Genomic DNA, 19,049 nt, shown 5'->3' with positions numbered 1-19,049 from the left:
CCGGTAGATCAAACCTGCACGAGATTCGCAATCTGCACGTCCGGATTGACGTCCGCGTCGTAATCGACGCCCTTCATTTCAAAGCCGAACAGGCGCAGGAAATCGGTCTTGTAGCCCGCGAAATCGGTGAGTTCGTAGATGTTGTCGTTGCTCACCTGGTTCCACAGCTCCTGGACGCGGCCTTGCACCTGCGGATCGAGTTCCTTGCAGTCGGCGCGCAGACGGCCTTCGTCGTCCAGATGCGGCTGGCTGCCATAGAGGCTGTCCTTGTACAGGCCGTAGACCTGCTCGATACAGCCTTCGTGCGTGCCTTTTTCCTTCATCACCTTGAAGAGCAGCGACAGATAGAGCGGCATCATCGGAATTGCCGAGCTTGCCTGCGTGACGACTGCCTTCAGCACCGCGACGCGCGCATCGCCGCCCTTGGCCGCGAGCTTTGAGCGGATGCCGAGCACTTTCTGGTCGAGATCTTTCTTGGCCGCGCCGATCGAGCCGTTCCAGTAGATGTCGTGGGTGATCTTCTCGCCGAGGTAGGTGAACGCGGTGGTCCTGGCGCCGTCGGCGAGCACGCCGGCTTCGCCCAACGCGTCCATCCACATCTGCCAGTCCTCGCCGCCCATCACCGCGATCGTGTGCGCGATTTCTTCCGGCGTCGCCGGTTCGAGCACGGTTTCCTTGATCACTTCCTTGTCGGTGTCGATGCCGCGCAGATTGACAGCCTTGCCGATCGGCTTGAGCACCGAGCTGAACACTTCACCGGTCTTCGGGTGCTGGCGCTTCGGCGCCGCGAGGCTATAGACGACCAGATCGACCTGGCCGAGATCGCGCTTGATCACTTCGATCGTGCGCGCCTTCACTTCGTCGGAAAACGCGTCGCCGTTGATGCTGGTCGCGTACAGGCCTTCGGCGGTGGCGAACTTCTCGAACGCCGCGGTGTTGTACCAGCCGGCCGTGCCAGCCTTGGTTTCGCTGCCGGCGCGCTCGAAGAACACGCCGAGGGTCGACGCGCCCGAGCCGAACGCAGCGCTAATGCGGGCGGCGAGGCCATAGCCGGTCGACGCGCCGATCACGAGCACCTTCTTCGGGCCGTTGGCGATGGGGCCGCGTGCCTTCACATACTCGATCTGTTCCTTGACGTTGGCTTCGCAGCCGGTCGGATGGGTCGATACACAGATGAAGCCACGCACACGCGGTTTGATGATCATGAAGCACCTCTTGTCGGAATTGGCGACATTATAGTGGCCCCGCCGGAGCCGCACTCCATGCCGCGAACGAGGCAAAAACCGGCGCACCCCCCACATCTTGGTACGATTGCGCCTTTCCCAGCCGACGACAGCAAGTGAAGCGCCTCTTTTCCTCCTTTCTGGCGGCCCTCGACAAAGGGCTGACGCTCGCGAACCCGCTGTTCGCGAAGGCCGCATGGCATCTGCGCCATCCGACCCGCCGCACGTTCGCGTGGGGGCTCGCCGCGCTGCCGGTGCTATTCGTACTGTACGTGCTGCTGCTGATTCCGTTCACGCCGAGCATCGGCGACATCCGCAAGGCCAAGATCGAGCAGCCCGCGCAGATCCTGTCGGCGGACGGCAAGCTGCTCGCCGAGTTCAAGCCGTCGAACCGCGAGTGGGTCAAGCTGAAGGACATCTCGCCGAACGTCGTCAACGCGCTGATCGCCACCGAGGATCACCGCTTCTATCAGCATTTCGGGCTCGACTGGCGGCGCACCGCTTCGGCCGCGCTGCACACGTTGTCCGGCGAGCGCCAGGGCGGCTCGACGATCACGCAGCAGCTCGCGCGCAATCTGTATCCCGACGAAATCGGCCGCGCGCCGACGTTGACGCGCAAGCTGAAGGAAGCGATCACCGCACTGAAGATCGAGGCGTTCTACACGAAGGACGAGATCCTCGAAACCTACCTGAATACGGTCCCGTTCCTGTACAACGCGTACGGCATCGAGATGGCTGCGCGCACCTATTTCGACAAGTCCGCATCCGACCTGAACGTGCTCGAAGCGGCGACGCTGACCGGCATGCTGAAGGGCAACGCGTACTACAACCCGGTGCTGAACCCCGAGCGCGCCTTGCAGCGGCGCAATACGGTGCTCGCGCAGCTGGTCAAGTACGGCAAGCTGACACCCGCCCAGTACGACACGCTCGCCCGCAAGCCGCTGCGTCTCGACTTCGAGCGCCAGATCGAGCCGCCCGGACCCGCGCCGCACTTCACGCAGCAACTGCGCAAATGGCTCGTCGCGTGGGCCGATCGCAACGACTACAACATCTATTCCGATGGACTCGTCGTGCGCACGACGATCGACTCGCGTCTGCAGACGATGGCGACCCAGGCGGTCACGCTGCAGGGCAACCAGTTGCAGAACATCGCGAACTCCGCGTGGGGCACGCGCGCGGGCTGCTCGGCGGACAAGGACCTGCTGCGCACGTTCCTGCGCGAAACGCCTGACTTCCGCGCGGCCAGAGACACGGGCCTCGCCGACGACGACGCGCTGAAACGCCTGCTCGCCGATCGCAAGCTCGTGCAGAGCGTGTGCGACACGAAGACGCGCGTGCAGGCCGACTTCCTCGCAATGGACCCACGTACCGGCGAGATCAAGGCGTGGGTCGGCAGCCGCGACTTTGGCGTTGATCCGTTCGATCACGTGCAGCAGGCGCGCCGTCAGCCGGGCTCGACCTTCAAGCCGTTCGTCTACGCGGCGGCCTTCGAGGCCGGCGCGAAGCCGGACGACAAACTGCCGGACAATCCGGTTCAGATCGAACTCGCCGGCGGCGAAATCTGGAAGCCGAACGACGAGGACGAGCCGAGCGGCCGCATGATCAGCCTGCGCGACGCGCTCGCCTATTCGCGCAACCGCATCACCGCGCAGGTGATGGAGTCGGTGGGTCCGAACAGGGTCGCCAAGCTCGCGCGCGCGATGGGTGTGCGCGACAGCCAGCTCGACCCGGTGCCGTCCCTCGCGCTCGGCACGAGCCCGGTCACGCTTAAGGAAATGGTGTCGGCGTACGGCACGATCGCGAACCTCGGCGGCTACGTCGAGCCGCTGATGGTCACGCGCATCGAGGACCGCAACGGCAACCTGCTCGCCGAATTCAAGCCGGCCACGCCGAGTCGCGAGCTGCCCGCCGACACGGCGCGCACGCTCGTCGACGTGATGCGCGACGTGATCAGCCGCGGCACCGGCGCGAGCATCCGCACGCGCTTCGGCGTGCGCGGCGATGTCGCGGGCAAGACCGGCACGACCCAGGGCAACGCGGATGGCTGGTTCATCCTGATGCAGCCGCAACTGGTGGCGGGGGCATGGGTCGGCTTCAACGACAGCCGCGTGACGCTGCGCAGCGATTACTGGGGGCAGGGTGCGCATAGCGCGCTGCCGATCGTCGGCGATTTCTTCCAGCGCGCGCAGCGCTCGCGGCTCGTCGACAGCCACATGAAGTTCGATACCGCGCAGCAGCCGGGCTGGTTCGCCGAGCGCGCCGAACGCTTGCGCGACTGGATCGGGCACCTGTTCACGCGCACGCCGGCGCAGCCGGACAAGCAGGTCGTGGCGCGTGCTCCGGCGCGGCGCGCGCCGGTGGCGCCGGTGCAGCCGCCGACGTCTGCCGTGGCGGCACCGGCGGCGGCGTCAGAGGCAGCGGGCGCGTCCGCGGTGCAGGGCGAAGCGCGCGCGTTGCCGCCGTTGCTGCCGGCGCCGGGGTCGGGGTCGGAAGCGGTTCCCACGCCGGCGCCCGCCATTACCGTCGATGGCGAAACGCATGGCGGCGGTGCGGCAGCGCTCGCGCCAACCCCGACGCCGGACGACATCGTGCCGCCCGATGCGAGCGGTCAGGGCACAGAAGGGTCGAATAACGGCAGCGGGGCGAATTGAAGGCGACCCGGGCAGGCTGCCCGGGTGCGTATTGAACGGCGCGTGGGACTAGCGCTAAGACCTCGCGACGCCCGCATCACCCGGCGGTCGCGCATGCGGATTGCCATGCGTCGTCTCGAGCGACGTGTCGTGATGCAGCAGCAACACCGCCGCCATGCCGATGAGTCCCGCGCCCGACAGGCATAGCAGCCCGGCGCCGAAGCCGCCGGTGCTGTCCTTGATCCAGCCCATCGCGAACGGGCCGAAGAAACCCGCCAGATTGCCCAGTGAGTTGATCGCGGCGATGCCGCCCGCGGCCGCCGCGCCCGACAGGAACGCGGCCGGCAAGGTCCAGATTACCGGCAGGCAACCGAAGATGCCGAAGCCGGCAATCGATAGCGCGATCATCTTCTGCACCGGATCGTCGAGGCCGGCCGCGGCCGCGATGCCGGCCGCCGCGACGAACAGCGCAATCGCGACGTGCCAGCGGCGTTCGAGGTGGCGATCCGAATGCCGTCCCCACAAAATCATGCTGACGAGGCCGACCACGTACGGCAGCGACGTCACGAAACCCGTCTGCAGATTAGTGAGGCCGAACGACTTCACGATCTGCGGCAGGAAGAAGCTCAGGCCGTAGTTGGTCGCGTTCGCCCCGAAATAGATCAGCGCGATGGCGAGCACGCGCGGATTGATCAGCGCCTCCTTCACGCTGAAGTGGCGCACCGCCTCGCGATGCTCGCGCTCCTGCTTCTGCCGCGCGATCAGCCAGTCGCGCTCCTCGGTGCTGAGCCAGGTGGCGTCGGCGGGCTTGTCGGTCAGATACAACAGCACCGCGACCGACAGCAATAACGCCGGCACCGCCTCGATCAGATACAGCCACTGCCAGCCGCCGAGTCCGCCGCGGCCGTCGAGCGACAGCAGCGCGCCGGAGATCGGGCCGCCGATCACCGTCGACAGCGGAATCGCCGCCATGAAATAGCCGACCACGCGCCCGCGATACGCGGCCGGAAACCACAAGGTCAGCAGAAAAATGATGCCCGGGAAAAAGCCGGCCTCGGCGACGCCTAGCAGAATGCGCAGGCCGTAAAACACGTGCGCGGGCGAGAGCCCGGTGAAGCGCGCGATGTCCGGGATGAACGCCATCGCGCCCGCGAGAATACCCCACGTAAACATGATCCGCGCGATCCAGCGGCGCGCGCCGAATCGTTCGAGCAGCAGGTTCGACGGCACTTCGAAAAAGAAGTACGCGATAAAGAACACGCCCGCGCCGAAGCCGAACGCGCTCGCGGACAGATCGAGCGCCTTGTTCATCTGCAAGGCCGCGAAGCCGACGTTGACGCGATCGAGATAGGCGATGAAATAGCACAGTATCAGGAACGGCACGAGCCGAACCGTGACGCGCTGAAGGGTACGTGCCTCGAGATCCATATATGTCTCCTCCGGTTCGGCGACCGGTGTATGCCGCTATGTGGTGGGGTCCGTCTGCGGTTCGAAATGCCGTCCGTCGAACAGGCATCGTTACAGACTAGACGCTCAAAAGGGATTCCGGAAGGTCTTTTGTGAACCATGTGGTCCGCTCATTGCCGACGCCGTCGCGGCGTGGCGCTCGCGTCCATTGTTAGGACTCGCGCAACAGTGTTTTCGGTTGTATCGGCTGATCTTGGGCGAACGATTCCGGATAATTGCTGCCTGACTAATCAGTTAAAAATGCAGGTGATCCACGATGTCGAATCAGGGTTCGGACATGCTTGCTGAGGCGCGCAAAACGGTGCGGGTACGCGAAGTCGCGTCCGTCGCGCGAGCGGAAAGCACGGAAAGGAAAAGGGCGCCGCTGCACACGCGCATGCGCGGGGTGGCGGCGGTGGCGCTCGCGTGCGCGAGTCTCGTCGGGTGCGCGTCGAGCACGGATGTGGTCGCGAGCGGCAAGCCCGGCAGCTACACGGTCGCCGCCAGCGCGACCGGAGGACGCATGGCCTGGGCGCGCGCGCACGAACTCGCGATGAACGAGGCGCGCGACTACTGCGATCGTCGCGGTATGCAAAGCAGCGTGAATACGGAGACGGTCAGCGGCGTCAGCGCGATGACCGAGCACGGGTCGTCGGTCAGTTTCGAGTGTCATCCGCGCTTCTGACGCAGCGTTGCGCGCGGGCGGCGGGTGCCGCCGCCCCATGACGATCACTTTTTATCGAACGTCACCAGGTGTAGCCACTTATCGCGACTCGCGTGGTGACGTGCCGCCGGGACGCCGGCAGTCCTCAGTCTTCGCGTGGTTTGGCGTTGGTCGAACGTTTGACGAACGGTGCGCCCGAGAAGCCCGCCGTCGCGCGGCCCTGCACGGGTGATGTTTCGCGGGCGCGGCGGGCAGGGCGCGCGGACGTTTTTTCTGTTCGCGTCGTCTCGATCTGCCGCGAGAGCGTCTCGATACGCTCGCGCAACAGGTCGGTCGCCGCCACGCGTTCGGCCAGCAACGCATCCTTTTCCGCAAGCTGCCCGCGGGTCGCGGCATGCCGCGCAGCGGAGGCAGCCAGTTCTGCCTTCGATGCGGCCAACTCGTCCCGAATCGCGTCCCGCTCGGCCCGCGATTCGGCTTCGAGCGTCGCCGCCCGCTCGTGACTCGCCTGGAGCTCCTTGCGCAGACGTTGCGCCGCCGCTCGTTCACCGTCGATTTCGAGCAAGGCGCGCTTTTCCGCCGCGGCGAGCCGCTGCTCGTTCTGCTCGTGCGAGCGGCGCAGCTTCGCGAGTTCGTCGGCGAAATCGCGGCGGGCATCGGCGAGCGCGGCGGCTCCTGCCGCGATTTCTTCCTTCGAGGTCGCCAGTTGCGCCGTCAGCATGTCGTTGGCGGTCTGCAGCTCGACGATGCGCGCGTCGAGTCCGGCAATCCGCGCGCGCAGGGACGCGACATCGTTGGCCGCCTGTTCGGCTTTGTCGACGGCGTCCTGACGCTGCTTGTCCTGTTGCTTGGCCTGTTCTTGCGCGGCGGCGATTTGCGCATCCGCGTCCTGCCTGAACACGTCGAGCGCGGCGTTCGCGGCGTCGCTCGACAGACGCCACAGCTGGGCCGCGAATTCGCCGGCAGCCGCTGCGACCTCGGGCGGCAAGTCCGGACGGCCGACGTCCACACGCGTCTTGTCGCGCACGTCGGTCCAGAAATCGCGCAACGCCTTGGCCGGCGCGCTCATGCTGCCTTTGCGCACCAGCTGGTACAGGCGGTTCGCGGTCGGTGTTTCGCCGTAACGGAAAAACAGCAACGCGCAGACCTCGCGATAAAGCGTCTGCGTGTCGGACGCGTTTTGACGGACGACTTCGATGTCGGCTTCGAGGGTCATGGTGGAAGCGGCTTTGGAGGAATATGGATATGTTGATAATACAACGTAAAACGCACCATATACTACATAATTCAATACTAAACACGACATTAGTACTATAATGTCGTGTTAATGATTGGCGTGCGGATTGTTCAATCGTTAGTGTCGATGTCCTCGAGGCTTAGCATCCGATCGAAGCCTGACGACAATGAGTCTGTTTAGAAGCCCGGCATCAGGACGACTTTCCCTGACGCCGTCCTGCCGTTCTGCAAATCGTCGAACGCCTGGCTTCCGGCATCGAGCGGCCGCACGTCGAGCCAATCCAGCGAACCGAACGCGCCTTCGTGCAACGCCGAAACCGTCGCGCGAAGATCCGCCATCGTATAGGTGTACGTACCCAGCAGCGTGATTTCAGCGAGCGTCAGCTTGCGCATATCGATTTCGCTTGCCCAGTCCTGGAGGCCGATGTGCATCACGACGCCGCCGGGCTTCACCGACGATAACGCGAGCGCGCGTGTCGGCTTTGCGCCCACGGCATCGATCACGAACTCAAACCGGCTTTCAGGCGCCGGCGCGTCCAACGGATCCCATGTCTCGCACTGCGCATGCTGCTCCGCCGATCGTCGACGCAGCGGATTGACCTCCGCCATTTCAACCGACCGGCAGCCATACGATTTCAGTAACAACGCCGACAGCAATCCAATCGCCCCGCCGCCAATGACCAGCGCGCGGGTTTCCGGCAACGGTCTTTGCAGCGCGCGCATCGACAGATTCAGCGCATGCAGCGCCGTAGCAGCCGGCTCGGTCACCGCGGCGTGCGTTGCGGGCATCTCCTGCGGAATTTCGACAACGCATGCCGCAGGCAACGACATATATTGTGCGAATGCACCCGGACGCGTCATGCCGACCATCGTCCGGTTCGCGCACAGATTGTCGCGCCCCTGCACACAATATTCACAGTGCCCGCAGGTGATCAACGGATTGCCCGTGACGCGCAAGCCTTTCGTCAGATGCGGTGCGCGCGTCTCCACGATCGTGCCGGCGAACTCATGACCGAGAATGAGGCCGGGTTTGCGTCGCGGATCGTGGCCGTGGAATGCATGCATATCGGAGCCGCAAATACCGACCGCATCGATCCTGAGTATCACCTCGCCGTCGGCTGCCAGCGGTTCGGGCCGATCCAGCAACTGGACCTCATTGGGCTGCGTGTAGACAAGTGCTTTCACAAGCGTTCTCCGTCGTGCAATTGCGTTACCGCCTACCGCGCGGTGTACCCGCCGTCGACCATGATGGTCTGGCCCGTGACGTACGCGGACGCGTCACTCGCAAGAAACACCGTGACGCCATACAGATCGTCGAGTTGTCCATTGCGTCCGATGCACGTGTTCTGCGCGTGCGTGTCCGCGACGCGCGCGTCGTTGAAAACGGGAGCCGTCAGCGCAGTGGGGAAAAAGCCCGGCCCAATCGCGTTGCACGTGATGCCGTAGCGTGACCACGCCTGCGCGATAGCACGCGTCAATTGCACGACACCGCCCTTCGCCGCGCCGTATGGCGCGCTATCGTTGAATGCACGGTATGACTGCAGCGACGCGATGTTGATGATGCGACCATGTCCGCGCGCCTTCATCGAGGGTGCGAGCGCCTGCGTCATGAAGAACGGCGCGCCAAGATGCAGTGCGAGCTGCTGTTGCCACGCTTGCGGCGTCACTTCATCGAATGGTTGACGCAGATTGACGCCCGCAGCGTTGACGAGAATGTCAATCTGGCCGTGCTGTGCCGCTGCATCGAGCGCGCAGGCGCGCGCCGCATGCGCGTCGCTCAGATCGCACGCGTGCATGTGCGCATCAATACCGTCATCCCGCAGCCGCATTGCCGCTTCGTCGAGCGCATCCCTTCGCCGCGCCACCAGCACGACGCGCGCACCCGCCCCGCCCAACGCGCGCGCCATCGCTTCGCCGACGCCCGAGTTGCCGCCGGTCACGAGCGCGGTTCTGCCATTCAGGTCGAATAGTCGAGCGATATTCAACGGTGCCCTCCTTCGTCGTACCGATTGCACATGCCGATGGCGTTCATACCTGTACCGGTTCGCCACGCACGAATGCTTCGTCGGGAAAGTACTTCTGCAAGCGGTCGTCAGCGGTACGGGCGTGGGCTTCCATGCCTTCGAGCCGCGAGATACGCGCCGTCACTTCGCCAATGCGCTTCGCCGCATCGCGCGTCATGCGCTGCCACGTCAGCGTCTTCACGAACTTGTGCACCGAGAGCCCCCCTGAATAGCGCGCTGCGCCCTTGGTGGGCAGAACGTGATTCGGACCGCTCGCCTTGTCGCCGAATGCGACCGTCGTTTCTTCGCCGAGAAAGAGCGAGCCGTAGCACGTCAGATGTTCGAGCCACCAGTCCAGATCGGCAGCCTGCACTTCGAGGTGTTCCGATGCATAGCGGTCAGACACGTCCACCACTTCCTCTCGCGTGTCGCACAGGATCACTTCGCCGTAATCGCGCCACGCGGCGCCTGCGGCATCGTGTGCGGTCGGCGGCAACGCATCGATGAGTTGCGGAACCCGCTCAATGACCTCGTCGGCGAGCGCCTTCGACGTCGTGAACAACCATGCCGGCGACTCGTGGCCATGCTCGGCCTGGCCGACCAGATCGCTCGCGACCATCGCCGGGTCGGCACTGGCGTCGGCGATCACCGCAACTTCCGACGGCCCCGCGAAGACGTCGATCCCAACCTTGCCAAAGAGCGCGCGCTTCGCCTCCGCGACGAACTTGTTGCCCGGCCCCACCACAACGTCCGCCTGCTTGCCGGTAAAAAGCCCATACGCCATCGACGCGATCGCCTGCACGCCTCCCAGCGTCATCACGACATCGGCGCCTGCCGCCTTGAACGCATACAGCACATACGGATGGATGCCGCCTCCGCGAAACGGGCTCGAACAGGCAATCACCGTTTTCACGCCCGCTGCCTTGGCAGTCGCAACGCCCATGTATGCCGACGCGATATGCGCGTACCTGCCAGCAGGCGCATAACAGCCGACCACGTTGACGGGCACCACTTTTTGCCCTGCCGTCACGCCTGGATACAGTTCGACCGAGAAGTCCCCAATCGAGCGCCGCTGGGCGAGCGCGAAGTCGAATACCTGTTGCGCGGCGAAATCGATATCGGCCTTCACGTGCGCGGGCACTTCGAGCGCACGCCGTTCGATCTCGTCGGCGCAGACGATGATCGGACCGTCCCAGTTATCGAGTTTCTTCGCATACGCACGCGCGGCGTCTTCGCCATGCGCCTGAATCTGCGCAAGCATTTCACCGACGACCTGTTGCGCCGTCGCGGTCTCGGTTTCCGGCGTCTTGGCTGCTTTCTTCAGGTAAGTCACGCTCATCGCCTTCTCCTTCATCGATGTTAAAAATAATGCAAGCGCTTGCAGCGAGGGGCTTTTAAAAGGCCACGCCGTGGCCTTTTTGCGCGATCGCGACCGCGCGTTATTTGCTGCCGTCCGTTGCGAACGCCGCGAGTTTAGGGTCGTCCAACACACGCTTCATCGCGCTGTCGTCGATATAGTCTTTTGCTTCGGGGACGGACGCGAGCGCGCCCGATGCATGCATGAACTGCGCGATCTTCGTGAACGAATCGTCGGCCTGCGATACGCCTTTCGTGCGGTCCATCGCGGCGAGTTGCTGCTTCAGGTCGAAGGTCGGGCGCGTAGCGAATTCCTTGCGCATCGAATCGTCGCTGATGTTGACGCCGCCCTCCTGGTAAAACTTCTTCATCATCGCGACGGCCTGGTCAGGGTGCGCCTTCATCCACGCCCATGCATGCAGATAGACGGCGAGAAATTTTGCCACCTGATCGGGATGCTGCTTCTCGAATTCGCCACGCGTGACGAGCGCGCCGGGCACCGATGCGCCGCCGTCCTTACCGGAGCACAACACGCGCGCGCCCGCCTTCTCTTCGAGCGTATAGTCATACGGCGCCCACACGCCCGCGTAATCAGCATTGCCCGACGACACAGCGGAAATGATCTCGGCCTGGCCCATGTTCTTGAGCGTCACATCAGCCTTCGTCAGCCCATACTTTTTCAGGCATGCCTGTACCGCGTAATCACCCGTCGAGTTGGACGTCAACACGATGGTTTGGCCTTTCAGCGACGCCGGATTGCGGCGCACCGCGTCATAACGCGCCTTGCTCGCCATCAGAACGTTGCCCTGCGATTCGTCGTTTGTCAGGCCGATCACCTGAATGCCGAAGCGCTTGTAGCCGAGCACCGCCGGCACGGAACCCGTGCCGCCCACGTCCCAGGATTTCGACGCCGCCGCCGCCATCTGCGGCACGCCTGCGGGAAACACCGAAAACTCGGGCTTCAATCCGACCTCTGCCCACCACCCTTTTTCGGTTGCGACATAAAACGGCAACGCCCAATACAGCGCGGGCTGATAGCTGACCTTGATCAGAGTGAGATCGGCGCACCACGCCGTGCCCGGCAACGCCGCACTGCCCGCGCAGAGCAACGCAATGAAAGGAATCGCACGCAGACGTTTCATGTTGGTCTCCTGTTTTATGGGGTATTGCGCTCCGCCGTTGGAACCGGTGGCAGTTTTATGCAGCTTCATGCAGCGGCACGTTCGACAGCGCCGTGTTCGTCGCGCAACGACTTCCAGATATGCGTGCGCAACCGGACGAACGATTCGAGATCCATCACGTCTTCGATCCGCTTGCACGCGTCCCAGCCATGCTGCTCGCGCACGGACTTCACATCGATCACTTCTTTCACGCGCCCCGGCCGGCCCGTCATCACGACGACGCGATCCGCGAGATACACCGACTCTTCGACCGCGTGCGTGATGAACAGCACCGTGCGCGGATTCACGCGCGTGAGCCGCACCAGTTCTTCCTGCATGACGACCCGGGTTTGGGCATCGAGCGCGCCGAACGGCTCGTCCATCAGCAGCACGCCGGGGTCGAGCGCATACGCGCGCGCGATCGCGACGCGCTGCTGCATGCCGCCCGATAGTTGATGCGGATACGCCTGCTCGTAGCCGCGCAGATTCATCAGCGACAGATAGCGTTCGATCGTTTCGCGTCTTGCGTCGGCGGCCATGCCCTTCGCGCGCAAGCCGAGATCGATGTTGTCCCACACTGTCTTCCACGGGAACAGCGCGAACTGCTGAAAGACGACCGCGCGATCGGGTCCTGGCCGTGTCACCTTGCGGCCCGCCACCGTCACGCTGCCCGAAGTCGGAAACTCGAGACCCGCGACCATCCGCAGACACGTCGTCTTGCCACAGCCCGACGGCCCGACGATCGCAACGAATTCCTTGTCGGCGATTTCCAGTTCGACGTGTTCCAGCGCGACGACGCTCGCCTTCTCGCGCCTGAACATGCGGGACACATCATTGAAACGAATCATGCTCATCGTGCGCTCCGTCACGGTTGAGAGAGTGAAGCCACGGTGCTAGTGCCGGGCCACGCGCCGGTTGCGCATCGCGTACGCTTCGATGCGTCCAAGCAGCAGGTCGATTGCCGCGCCCACCATACCGATTGCGATCATCGCGCTCATCACCGTCGCAGTGTCGATTGCCGCTTGTCCCTTGACCATCATGTAGCCAATGCCGCTCGACGCGACGATCAGTTCGGCGCCGACCAGCGACATCCAGCCCAGTCCCGCCGCGACGCGCACACCTGCGATCACCGACGGCAACGCGCCTGGCAGCAGCACTTCGCAGACGATCATCCGGTTCGACGCGCCGAGCATGCGCGCCGCTTCGAGCAGCCTGCCGTCGACCTGCTGCGCACCGCGATAAGCATTGACGACGCACGGCGGAAACGCACCCGCAAAAATGATCAGCACCGGGCCACCGATGCCCGTGCCGAACCACAACGCGGCAAACGGCACCCATGCAATCGGCGCGATGAAACGCACGGTTTCGAAGAGCGGCGTCACGCAGTAGTCGAGCCAGCGGAACCAGCCCATCGTCAGACCGAGCGGCACACCCAGCGCGACGGCCAGCAAAAAGCCCATCAGATAGCGCTGCAAGCTCGACCACAGATGCACTTCCAGCGTGTAACCGACAAACGGATGCGTGAGCAGATCGGCAAACTTGTGAACGACTGCAAGCGGCGTCGGTAGAAAGATCGCGGGGACGAGTTCTGCTGCCGATGCCAGCCACCAGATGCCGAAGAATGCGATCAGCCCCGCGGCATTCAGCGTCCAGAGCGGCACGTTGCGTCGAGCCACGGCACGCCCAGGCTCGCTGACCATCTTGCGCTGGCGCAACGTGCGTGCCGCACTGCCGGACTCGCGATTGACGCCGACGGGCTCGATGTCAGGATGCGCGACACCGCGCAGATGACCCGGTTTCATCTGTTCGCTCTCCAAGGCATGAGTTGCCGTTCGATTTGCCCAAGCGCGACCGTCATCAACCATCCACACAGCGCGACCGTCAGCATCGCAACGACGATCATCGCCGGATAGATGTCGAGCGAGCCTTGCGTCAGCAGATGCCCGAGACCTTTGACCGCACCGATCAGTTCGCCCGCCACGAGCGTCGTCCATGAGGCTTGCAATGAGAGGCGCAAGCCTGTGAAAATCATCGGCAGCGCGCCGGGAATCATCACTTCCAGCACGAAGCGCGAACGCCGCAAACCCAGCATCTCGGCGGCTTCGAGCATCGGCACGTCGAGATTGCGCACGCCCGCGAAACTGTTGATCACGCATGGCACGAACGCCGCGAACCAGATCACCATCACCTTCGCGGAGTCGCCGAGTCCAAGCCAGACGATCGCGAGCGGAATCCACGCGAGCGGCGGAATGGGTCGCAACAGCAGAAAGATCGGGTTGAAGAACGCTTGCGCACGCGCCGAGTAGCCCATCCATAGGCCGAGCGGCACGCCCGTCACCGCCGCCGTCGCGAAGCCGTATAGAACGAGCTTCACGCTCTGCACGATGTGCTGGTCGAGACGGCCGTCGGCATAACCGTCCGTCACCACCTGGGCAAGCGCCTGCCAGGTATCGAACGGAGTGGGGAATCTCGACGCTGCGACGATGCCTGTGAGAGCCGTCAGCACGTACCACGCGGCGAGCGTTGCTGCGAGCGTGCCGATGCTGCACAGGAAGCGCGGTGAACGGAATGCGGGGAACACATTGTCTCCTGCCTGTTCAGCGGCGTGAAATGCAACGCGCCGCGCAATGAAATGTAACCGCTTGCATTTGAATATAGACGCTATGATCACGGGTCACATCGGGATTTATACCAATTCGAATGATGTTGTACTGTCGTTCGCTTGCAATCGGGCACTACAATCAATTGAGCCTCTCCAAACCTGTCTGATCTGCCGCAATGAATACCTTGCCACGCGCCCGTATCAGCGATGTCGCCACACTCGCCGGCGTCTCGACGGCAACTGTGTCGCGCGCTCTCTCCAACCCCGACATGGTGAAAGCGGACACGCGCGCGCGCATCCGTGATGCGATCGCCACGCTGGGATATGTGCCCGACGGCGCGGCGCGCGCGCTTGCGCTGGGCCGTGCGCGAATGGTCGGCGCAATCGTGCCGACGCTCGACAACGCGATCTTCGCGCGTGCGGTGCAAGGCTTGCAAACCACACTGTCGAATTCCGGCTATCAGTTGCTGATCTCCGCGCACGAGTACAACCTGTCCGCGGAAATCGAAGTCGTGCGCGCGCTGCTGGAACGTGCTGTCGACGCAATCGTTCTGGTCGGCACCGACCATGCGCCGCAAACCTATGAACTGATTCGCGCGAGCCACGTCGCGCTGCTGCTGACCTGGTCGCACGCCGAGCGGCCCGGCGCAGCGGGCAGCGGCGACGCAGATACACCGCCGTCGATTGGCTTCGACAACCAGTTGATCGGGCAACTGGCCGCAGAACATCTGCTCGAACTCGGTCATCGCCGCTTCGGCGTGATCTCGGGCTTCACGCGCCATAACGACCGCGCGCGTCAGCGGATCGAAGGCTTCCGGCGAACCCTTGCACAGCACGATATCCGCCTGCCTGATGCGAACATCATCGAACAGCCATTCGGCTTCGAAGGCGGTCGCGCCGGGCTCAAGCTACTGACGCAATTGCGCCCTGCTCCAACCGCCATTTTCTGCGGCAATGACGTGCTCGCGCTGGGTTGCCTGTTCGAAGCGCAATCGACCGGTATCGCCGTGCCGCAGCAGCTATCGATTGTCGGTTGCGACAATCTGCCCATCGTCTCGCAGATCACACCGGGTCTCACTACCGTGCTGTTGCCCACTTACGAACTCGGCGAACGCGTCGCGCGCGCACTGCTGCGCTGGCTCTCGGACGGCGTGCCGCCGCAGCGCGAGTGTCTGCCGATCGAACTGATCGTGCGTGGCACGAGCGGCCCGGCGCCCGCGTGAAGTGCGCCTGGTTCCTTTCGGCGCATTCGCGCATCACGCGACCAATGTCTGCAACTGTGTGAGCAACGCATCGGGAATCTCGATTCCATCGCGGCTTGCCGCGTCGGCCAACGCACGCCGCCGTTGCCCTGGCAAACGGACATCCGCATCCTGCAACATCGCCGCGACAAGCGCCTCGACCCGTTCTACGTACATCTCATTGCCCGCCAGCGCGCCCGGATCGATGGCCCAGAACAGATGGCCGATCCGCGAGCGTGCCCCCTCCTCGGTCAGGAACGATCCCGCTTCATAGCCGAAGTTCGCGCCCGCCAGCGCCGCCGCCAGCAGTTCGACCATCAGCGCGAGCATCGCGCCTTTCGCGCCGCCGAACGGCAGCATCATGCCGTCGAGCGCCGCCTTGGCGTCGGTGGTCGGCGTACCGTCGCGGGCTGTCGCCCAGCCGGACGGTATGGGCTTGCCATCGCGCGCCGCAACCATGATCTTGCCGCGCGCCACTTGCGACAGCGACAGGTCGACTATCAATGCGTCGCCATTGCGGCGCGGAAACACGGCGGCAATGGGATTGGTGCCGAATAGCGCATGACGCCCGCCCCACGCGGGCATCGCCGCCGGGGAATTGCTGAACGCAAGGCCCACCATGCCCGCCGCGCCGATCGCCTCCAGGTGATATGCGCCGACGCCGAAATGATGGCTGCGGGTCACGCTCGCCACTGCGCTGCCGTGTTCGCGCGCACGGCCGATCAAGGTCTCGACAGCAAGCGCGCAGGCGGGAAACGCCATGCCATCGGCGGCATCGACGAGCACGGCGGCGTTGCGCGTCGCAACAATGGAGGGCTTCGCCTGCGGATCGACGCGCCCGTTGCGCAACTGCGCGACGTACATCGGCAAACGCGAAACACCGTGCGACGACAACCCGCACGAGTCCGCATACACCAACGCGCGGGCCGTGGCCGTCGCGGTCTCCGGCGTTGCGCCCGCGTTGCGGACGGCGCGCGTCGCGAGTTCGAGCAGTTCGTCGGCTGAGACTCGCGTCATCGTGAAATTCCTTCGGTCACGTGTGAATCACGCTGCGCAAGCAGGGCCTCCGTCACGCGCGCCGCAACGAGCGTGCTGACACGTTCGTTCGACTGCATGGTCAGCCCCGCAATGTGCGGCGTGAGAATGAGGTTTGGTGCGTCGGCCAGCGGGGAACGGGCGGCGAGCGGCTCATCGTTGAAAACGTCGAGCGCCGCGCCGCCGATGCGGCCTTCGCGCAACGCCAAGGCAAGCGCCGCTTCATCGACGATCCCGCCGCGCGACGTGTTGACGATAATCGCGTGGCGCTTCAGCGCCGCGAGTTGCGATGCGCCGAGCAGATTGCGCGTGCTGTCGACGAGCGGCACATGCAGCGTGATCACATCGGCGGCACGCAACGTTTCGTCGATGCTCACGCGGCGCGCGCCGGTCGCGGCCCAGCACGCCGCGTCGGCCGGCTGCAGCGGATCGTAGGCGAGCACCTGCATGCCCAGCGCGCGCGCGAGCTGGGCAACGAGTTGCCCGATGCCGCCGAAGCCGATTACGGCAAGCGTGCTACCCGCCGCTTCGCGGCCATTCGAAAGCGCCGCGCGCGGCCATTTGCCCGCCGCGACCTCCATGCTCGAACGGTATGCACCGCGCAGCAGCATCAGTGCCGTGGCGAGCACGTACTCGGCCACCGCGCGTGCATTCGCACCCGTCGCCGGGAACACCGATACGTTGCGTTGCGCGCATGCGTCCAGATCGATGTTGTCGAGCCCGACGCCCAGACGCCCGACTACGCTCAGACGCGGCGCGGCATCGAGCAGCGCGGCCCTAACCTGCGTGCGATTGCGCACGATCAGCGCGTCGGCATCGGCCAGCAACGCGTTCAACGCAACGGGTTGATCGACAAGCGACGCATCGGCATGCACGTCGAAGCGCTCGCTGAGCGCTGCGACTGCGCAAGCGTCGATGAATTCGCTGATGACGATCTTCTTGCGCGTCGCGCGCGGATTCGTATTCAGGTTCGTGCTCAATTCGAGCGCTCCTGTACATACGCGGGCGGCGCCATGTCGTTGACATCGCTTGCGTTCGCTTGCGGCTCGCCGCGTTGAACTTCCGGCGGCGCGGCCAGCAGTTTGCGCGCGGCCTGCACATCGAATGCGCCTTCCCAGCGGGCGACGACAATCGTCGCCACCGCATTGCCGATCATGTTCACGATCGCGCGAATCTCGTTGAGCACGCGATCGATACCGAGTATCAGCGTAATGCCCGCAACCGGAATGATGTTGTGCGTCGACAGTGTCGCCGTCAGTGCGACCAGCGCCGCACCCGCCACGCCCGCGCCGCCCTTTGAAGTCACCATCAATATCGCCAGCAGCCCGATCTGTTGCAGTAGCGTGAGATGGGTATTGGTGGCCTGCGCGATGAAGAGCGAGGTCATGGTCAGATAGATCGCGGCGCCGTCGAGGTTGAACGAATAGCCCGTCGGCAGCACGAGCCCGACTACCGGCTTCGGACACCCAAGCCGTTCGAGCTTTTCCATCAAACGAGGCAACACCGATTCCGTTGTAGACGTGCCCAATACGATCAGCAGCTCCTCACGCAGATACTTGAGCAGCGGCCACAACCCCACGCCCGCCCAGCGGCAGATCGTGCCCAGCACCAGGGCGATGAAGAGAATGCTCGTCAGATAGAAGCACACGATCAACAGACCGAGTTGCTGCAACGTCGAAATGCCATATTTTCCGACTGTGAACGCCATCGCGCCGAACGCGCCAAGGGGAGCCAGGCGCATGATCATTTCGACGATCCGCATCAGCGCTTCGCCGCTCTGTTCGATCACGCGCGACAGGAAGCGGCTGCGCCGCGACATGATCGATAGCGCGATGCCGAACAACACCGAGAACAGCAACACCTGCAACAGATCGCCCCGCGCGAACGCGCCCACGACCGAATTCGGCACGATCTCTTCGAGGAAGCTGGTGTTCGACTGCGCGTGAACTTCCGTCACGTAATGGCTGACTGCATGCGTATCGAGCGTCTTCGGATCGATGTTCAGCCCGGAGCCGGGGTGCAGCAGATTGGCGACGACAAGGCCGATGACGAGCGCCACCGTCGTCACCGCTTCGAAGTACACGATGGTTTTGAGGCCGACGCGCCCGACCTGCTTGAGATTCTCCATCCGCGCGATGCCGACGGAGACGGTACAGAAGATCACCAGCGTGATCAGCATCTTGATGAGCCGGATAAAGGTATCACCGAACGGCTTCATCTGGACGCCGAGATCCGGCCAGAAATAACCGACGAGAATGCCTGCCGCAAGTCCGATCAGAACCTGCACGTAAAGATGTTTTAGCACGCGCAAGATGGTGTCTCCTCCACTCGCTGCTGCTGGAAAATGGAACAGCGCCGTGCGGCGCGTGCCGGGCTTCTCGGGCCCGAGACGTCACGCGTGCGCGCGCTGCTGCGAAAACTCCATTGAATACAGGGGATCCGAAGCTGACGCG

16 protein-coding genes are annotated in these 19,049 nt (G+C 64.1%); 3 read left to right on the top strand and 13 right to left on the bottom strand.

Annotation, left to right across the window (positions count from 1 at the left end):
* Positions 1 to 8: 8 nt before the first annotated feature.
* Complete coding sequence (fabV, locus tag F6X39_RS20575) at positions 9 to 1,205, bottom strand: enoyl-ACP reductase FabV (RefSeq protein WP_187617909.1); 1,197 nt, start codon at positions 1,203 to 1,205, stop codon at positions 9 to 11.
* Between the two features lie 134 nt (positions 1,206 to 1,339).
* On the opposite strand from fabV, the gene F6X39_RS20570 reads away from it, so the two are divergent.
* Positions 1,340 to 3,874 carry a penicillin-binding protein 1A gene (locus F6X39_RS20570; RefSeq protein WP_187617908.1) on the top strand — a complete coding sequence of 845 codons (2,535 nt, stop codon included), beginning with the start codon at positions 1,340 to 1,342 and terminating at the stop codon, positions 3,872 to 3,874.
* A gap of 54 nt (positions 3,875 to 3,928) precedes the next feature.
* Here the strand turns inward: F6X39_RS20570 and F6X39_RS20565 are convergent, their stop codons facing one another.
* A complete protein-coding gene (locus F6X39_RS20565; RefSeq protein WP_187617907.1) occupies positions 3,929 to 5,281 on the bottom strand; it encodes an MFS transporter in 1,353 nt (450 codons plus the stop codon).
* Between the two features lie 295 nt (positions 5,282 to 5,576).
* On the opposite strand from F6X39_RS20565, the gene F6X39_RS20560 reads away from it, so the two are divergent.
* On the top strand, positions 5,577 to 5,984 hold the full coding sequence (locus F6X39_RS20560) for a hypothetical protein (protein ID WP_187617906.1): 408 nt from the start codon (positions 5,577 to 5,579) through the stop codon (positions 5,982 to 5,984).
* Positions 5,985 to 6,108: 124 nt separating this feature from the next.
* Here the strand turns inward: F6X39_RS20560 and F6X39_RS20555 are convergent, their stop codons facing one another.
* From F6X39_RS20555 to F6X39_RS20520, 8 genes are all read right to left on the bottom strand, one after another.
* The gene (locus F6X39_RS20555; protein ID WP_187617905.1) at positions 6,109 to 7,179 is read right to left on the bottom strand and encodes a DNA-binding protein; all 1,071 of its coding nucleotides are present in this window, start codon (positions 7,177 to 7,179) and stop codon (positions 6,109 to 6,111) included.
* A 197-nt stretch (positions 7,180 to 7,376) separates the two neighbouring features.
* Positions 7,377 to 8,384 (bottom strand): galactitol-1-phosphate 5-dehydrogenase, encoded by a 1,008-nt coding sequence (locus F6X39_RS20550; protein ID WP_187617904.1) that lies wholly within the window; start codon positions 8,382 to 8,384, stop codon positions 7,377 to 7,379.
* 32 nt (positions 8,385 to 8,416) lie between these two features.
* Positions 8,417 to 9,184 carry an SDR family NAD(P)-dependent oxidoreductase gene (locus F6X39_RS20545; RefSeq protein ID WP_187617903.1) on the bottom strand — a complete coding sequence of 256 codons (768 nt, stop codon included), beginning with the start codon at positions 9,182 to 9,184 and terminating at the stop codon, positions 8,417 to 8,419.
* A gap of 43 nt (positions 9,185 to 9,227) precedes the next feature.
* The gene (gene hisD / locus F6X39_RS20540) at positions 9,228 to 10,541 is read right to left on the bottom strand and encodes a histidinol dehydrogenase (RefSeq protein WP_184043548.1); all 1,314 of its coding nucleotides are present in this window, start codon (positions 10,539 to 10,541) and stop codon (positions 9,228 to 9,230) included.
* A 100-nt stretch (positions 10,542 to 10,641) separates the two neighbouring features.
* Positions 10,642 to 11,700, bottom strand: a complete 1,059-nt coding sequence (locus tag F6X39_RS20535) for an ABC transporter substrate-binding protein (protein ID WP_187617902.1) — start codon at positions 11,698 to 11,700, stop codon at positions 10,642 to 10,644.
* A gap of 65 nt (positions 11,701 to 11,765) precedes the next feature.
* Positions 11,766 to 12,572, bottom strand: a complete 807-nt coding sequence (locus F6X39_RS20530) for an ABC transporter ATP-binding protein (RefSeq protein WP_187617901.1) — start codon at positions 12,570 to 12,572, stop codon at positions 11,766 to 11,768.
* A gap of 39 nt (positions 12,573 to 12,611) precedes the next feature.
* Positions 12,612 to 13,520, bottom strand: coding sequence for an ABC transporter permease (locus tag F6X39_RS20525; RefSeq protein WP_187617900.1), 909 nt, complete (start codon positions 13,518 to 13,520; stop codon positions 12,612 to 12,614).
* Positions 13,517 to 14,299, bottom strand: coding sequence for an ABC transporter permease (locus tag F6X39_RS20520; protein WP_187617899.1), 783 nt, complete (start codon positions 14,297 to 14,299; stop codon positions 13,517 to 13,519). The genes F6X39_RS20525 and F6X39_RS20520 overlap by 4 nt, the downstream gene beginning before the upstream one ends.
* A 197-nt stretch (positions 14,300 to 14,496) precedes the next feature.
* On the opposite strand from F6X39_RS20520, the gene F6X39_RS20515 reads away from it, so the two are divergent.
* Complete coding sequence (locus tag F6X39_RS20515) at positions 14,497 to 15,543, top strand: substrate-binding domain-containing protein (RefSeq protein WP_187617898.1); 1,047 nt, start codon at positions 14,497 to 14,499, stop codon at positions 15,541 to 15,543.
* Between the two features lie 33 nt (positions 15,544 to 15,576).
* On the opposite strand, the gene F6X39_RS20510 is transcribed toward F6X39_RS20515, so the two are convergent.
* The 3 genes from F6X39_RS20510 to dctA are packed head-to-tail and all read right to left on the bottom strand — an operon-like array spanning position 15,577 to position 18,907.
* The gene (locus tag F6X39_RS20510; RefSeq protein WP_184040216.1) at positions 15,577 to 16,578 is read right to left on the bottom strand and encodes an Ldh family oxidoreductase; all 1,002 of its coding nucleotides are present in this window, start codon (positions 16,576 to 16,578) and stop codon (positions 15,577 to 15,579) included.
* On the bottom strand, positions 16,575 to 17,576 hold the full coding sequence (locus F6X39_RS20505) for a hydroxyacid dehydrogenase (RefSeq protein ID WP_187617897.1): 1,002 nt from the start codon (positions 17,574 to 17,576) through the stop codon (positions 16,575 to 16,577). The genes F6X39_RS20510 and F6X39_RS20505 overlap by 4 nt, the downstream gene beginning before the upstream one ends.
* Positions 17,573 to 18,907 carry a C4-dicarboxylate transporter DctA gene (gene dctA / locus F6X39_RS20500; RefSeq protein WP_184040210.1) on the bottom strand — a complete coding sequence of 445 codons (1,335 nt, stop codon included), beginning with the start codon at positions 18,905 to 18,907 and terminating at the stop codon, positions 17,573 to 17,575. Before dctA ends, F6X39_RS20505 begins: the two co-directional genes overlap by 4 nt.
* Between the last annotated feature and the right edge of the window lie 142 nt (positions 18,908 to 19,049).

Source organism: Paraburkholderia sp. UCT2 (assembly GCF_014397665.1).
Lineage (GTDB): Bacteria > Pseudomonadota > Gammaproteobacteria > Burkholderiales > Burkholderiaceae > Paraburkholderia > Paraburkholderia tuberum.
This window is presented reverse-complemented; position numbering and strand designations above follow the sequence as displayed.

What these genes read in the sequence shown, in the direction of transcription:
- fabV (WP_187617909.1), bottom strand. Translation starts at nt 1,205, where the DNA reads ATGATCATCAAACCGCGTGTGCGTGGCTTCATCTGTGTATCGACCCAT.
- F6X39_RS20565 (WP_187617907.1), bottom strand. Translation starts at nt 5,281, where the DNA reads ATGGATCTCGAGGCACGTACCCTTCAGCGCGTCACGGTTCGGCTCGTG.
- F6X39_RS20560 (WP_187617906.1), top strand. Translation starts at nt 5,577, where the DNA reads ATGTCGAATCAGGGTTCGGACATGCTTGCTGAGGCGCGCAAAACGGTG.
- F6X39_RS20555 (WP_187617905.1), bottom strand. Translation starts at nt 7,179, where the DNA reads ATGACCCTCGAAGCCGACATCGAAGTCGTCCGTCAAAACGCGTCCGAC.
- hisD (WP_184043548.1), bottom strand. Translation starts at nt 10,541, where the DNA reads ATGAGCGTGACTTACCTGAAGAAAGCAGCCAAGACGCCGGAAACCGAG.
- F6X39_RS20535 (WP_187617902.1), bottom strand. Translation starts at nt 11,700, where the DNA reads ATGAAACGTCTGCGTGCGATTCCTTTCATTGCGTTGCTCTGCGCGGGC.
- F6X39_RS20530 (WP_187617901.1), bottom strand. Translation starts at nt 12,572, where the DNA reads ATGAGCATGATTCGTTTCAATGATGTGTCCCGCATGTTCAGGCGCGAG.
- F6X39_RS20525 (WP_187617900.1), bottom strand. Translation starts at nt 13,520, where the DNA reads ATGAAACCGGGTCATCTGCGCGGTGTCGCGCATCCTGACATCGAGCCC.
- F6X39_RS20515 (WP_187617898.1), top strand. Translation starts at nt 14,497, where the DNA reads ATGAATACCTTGCCACGCGCCCGTATCAGCGATGTCGCCACACTCGCC.
- F6X39_RS20510 (WP_184040216.1), bottom strand. Translation starts at nt 16,578, where the DNA reads ATGACGCGAGTCTCAGCCGACGAACTGCTCGAACTCGCGACGCGCGCC.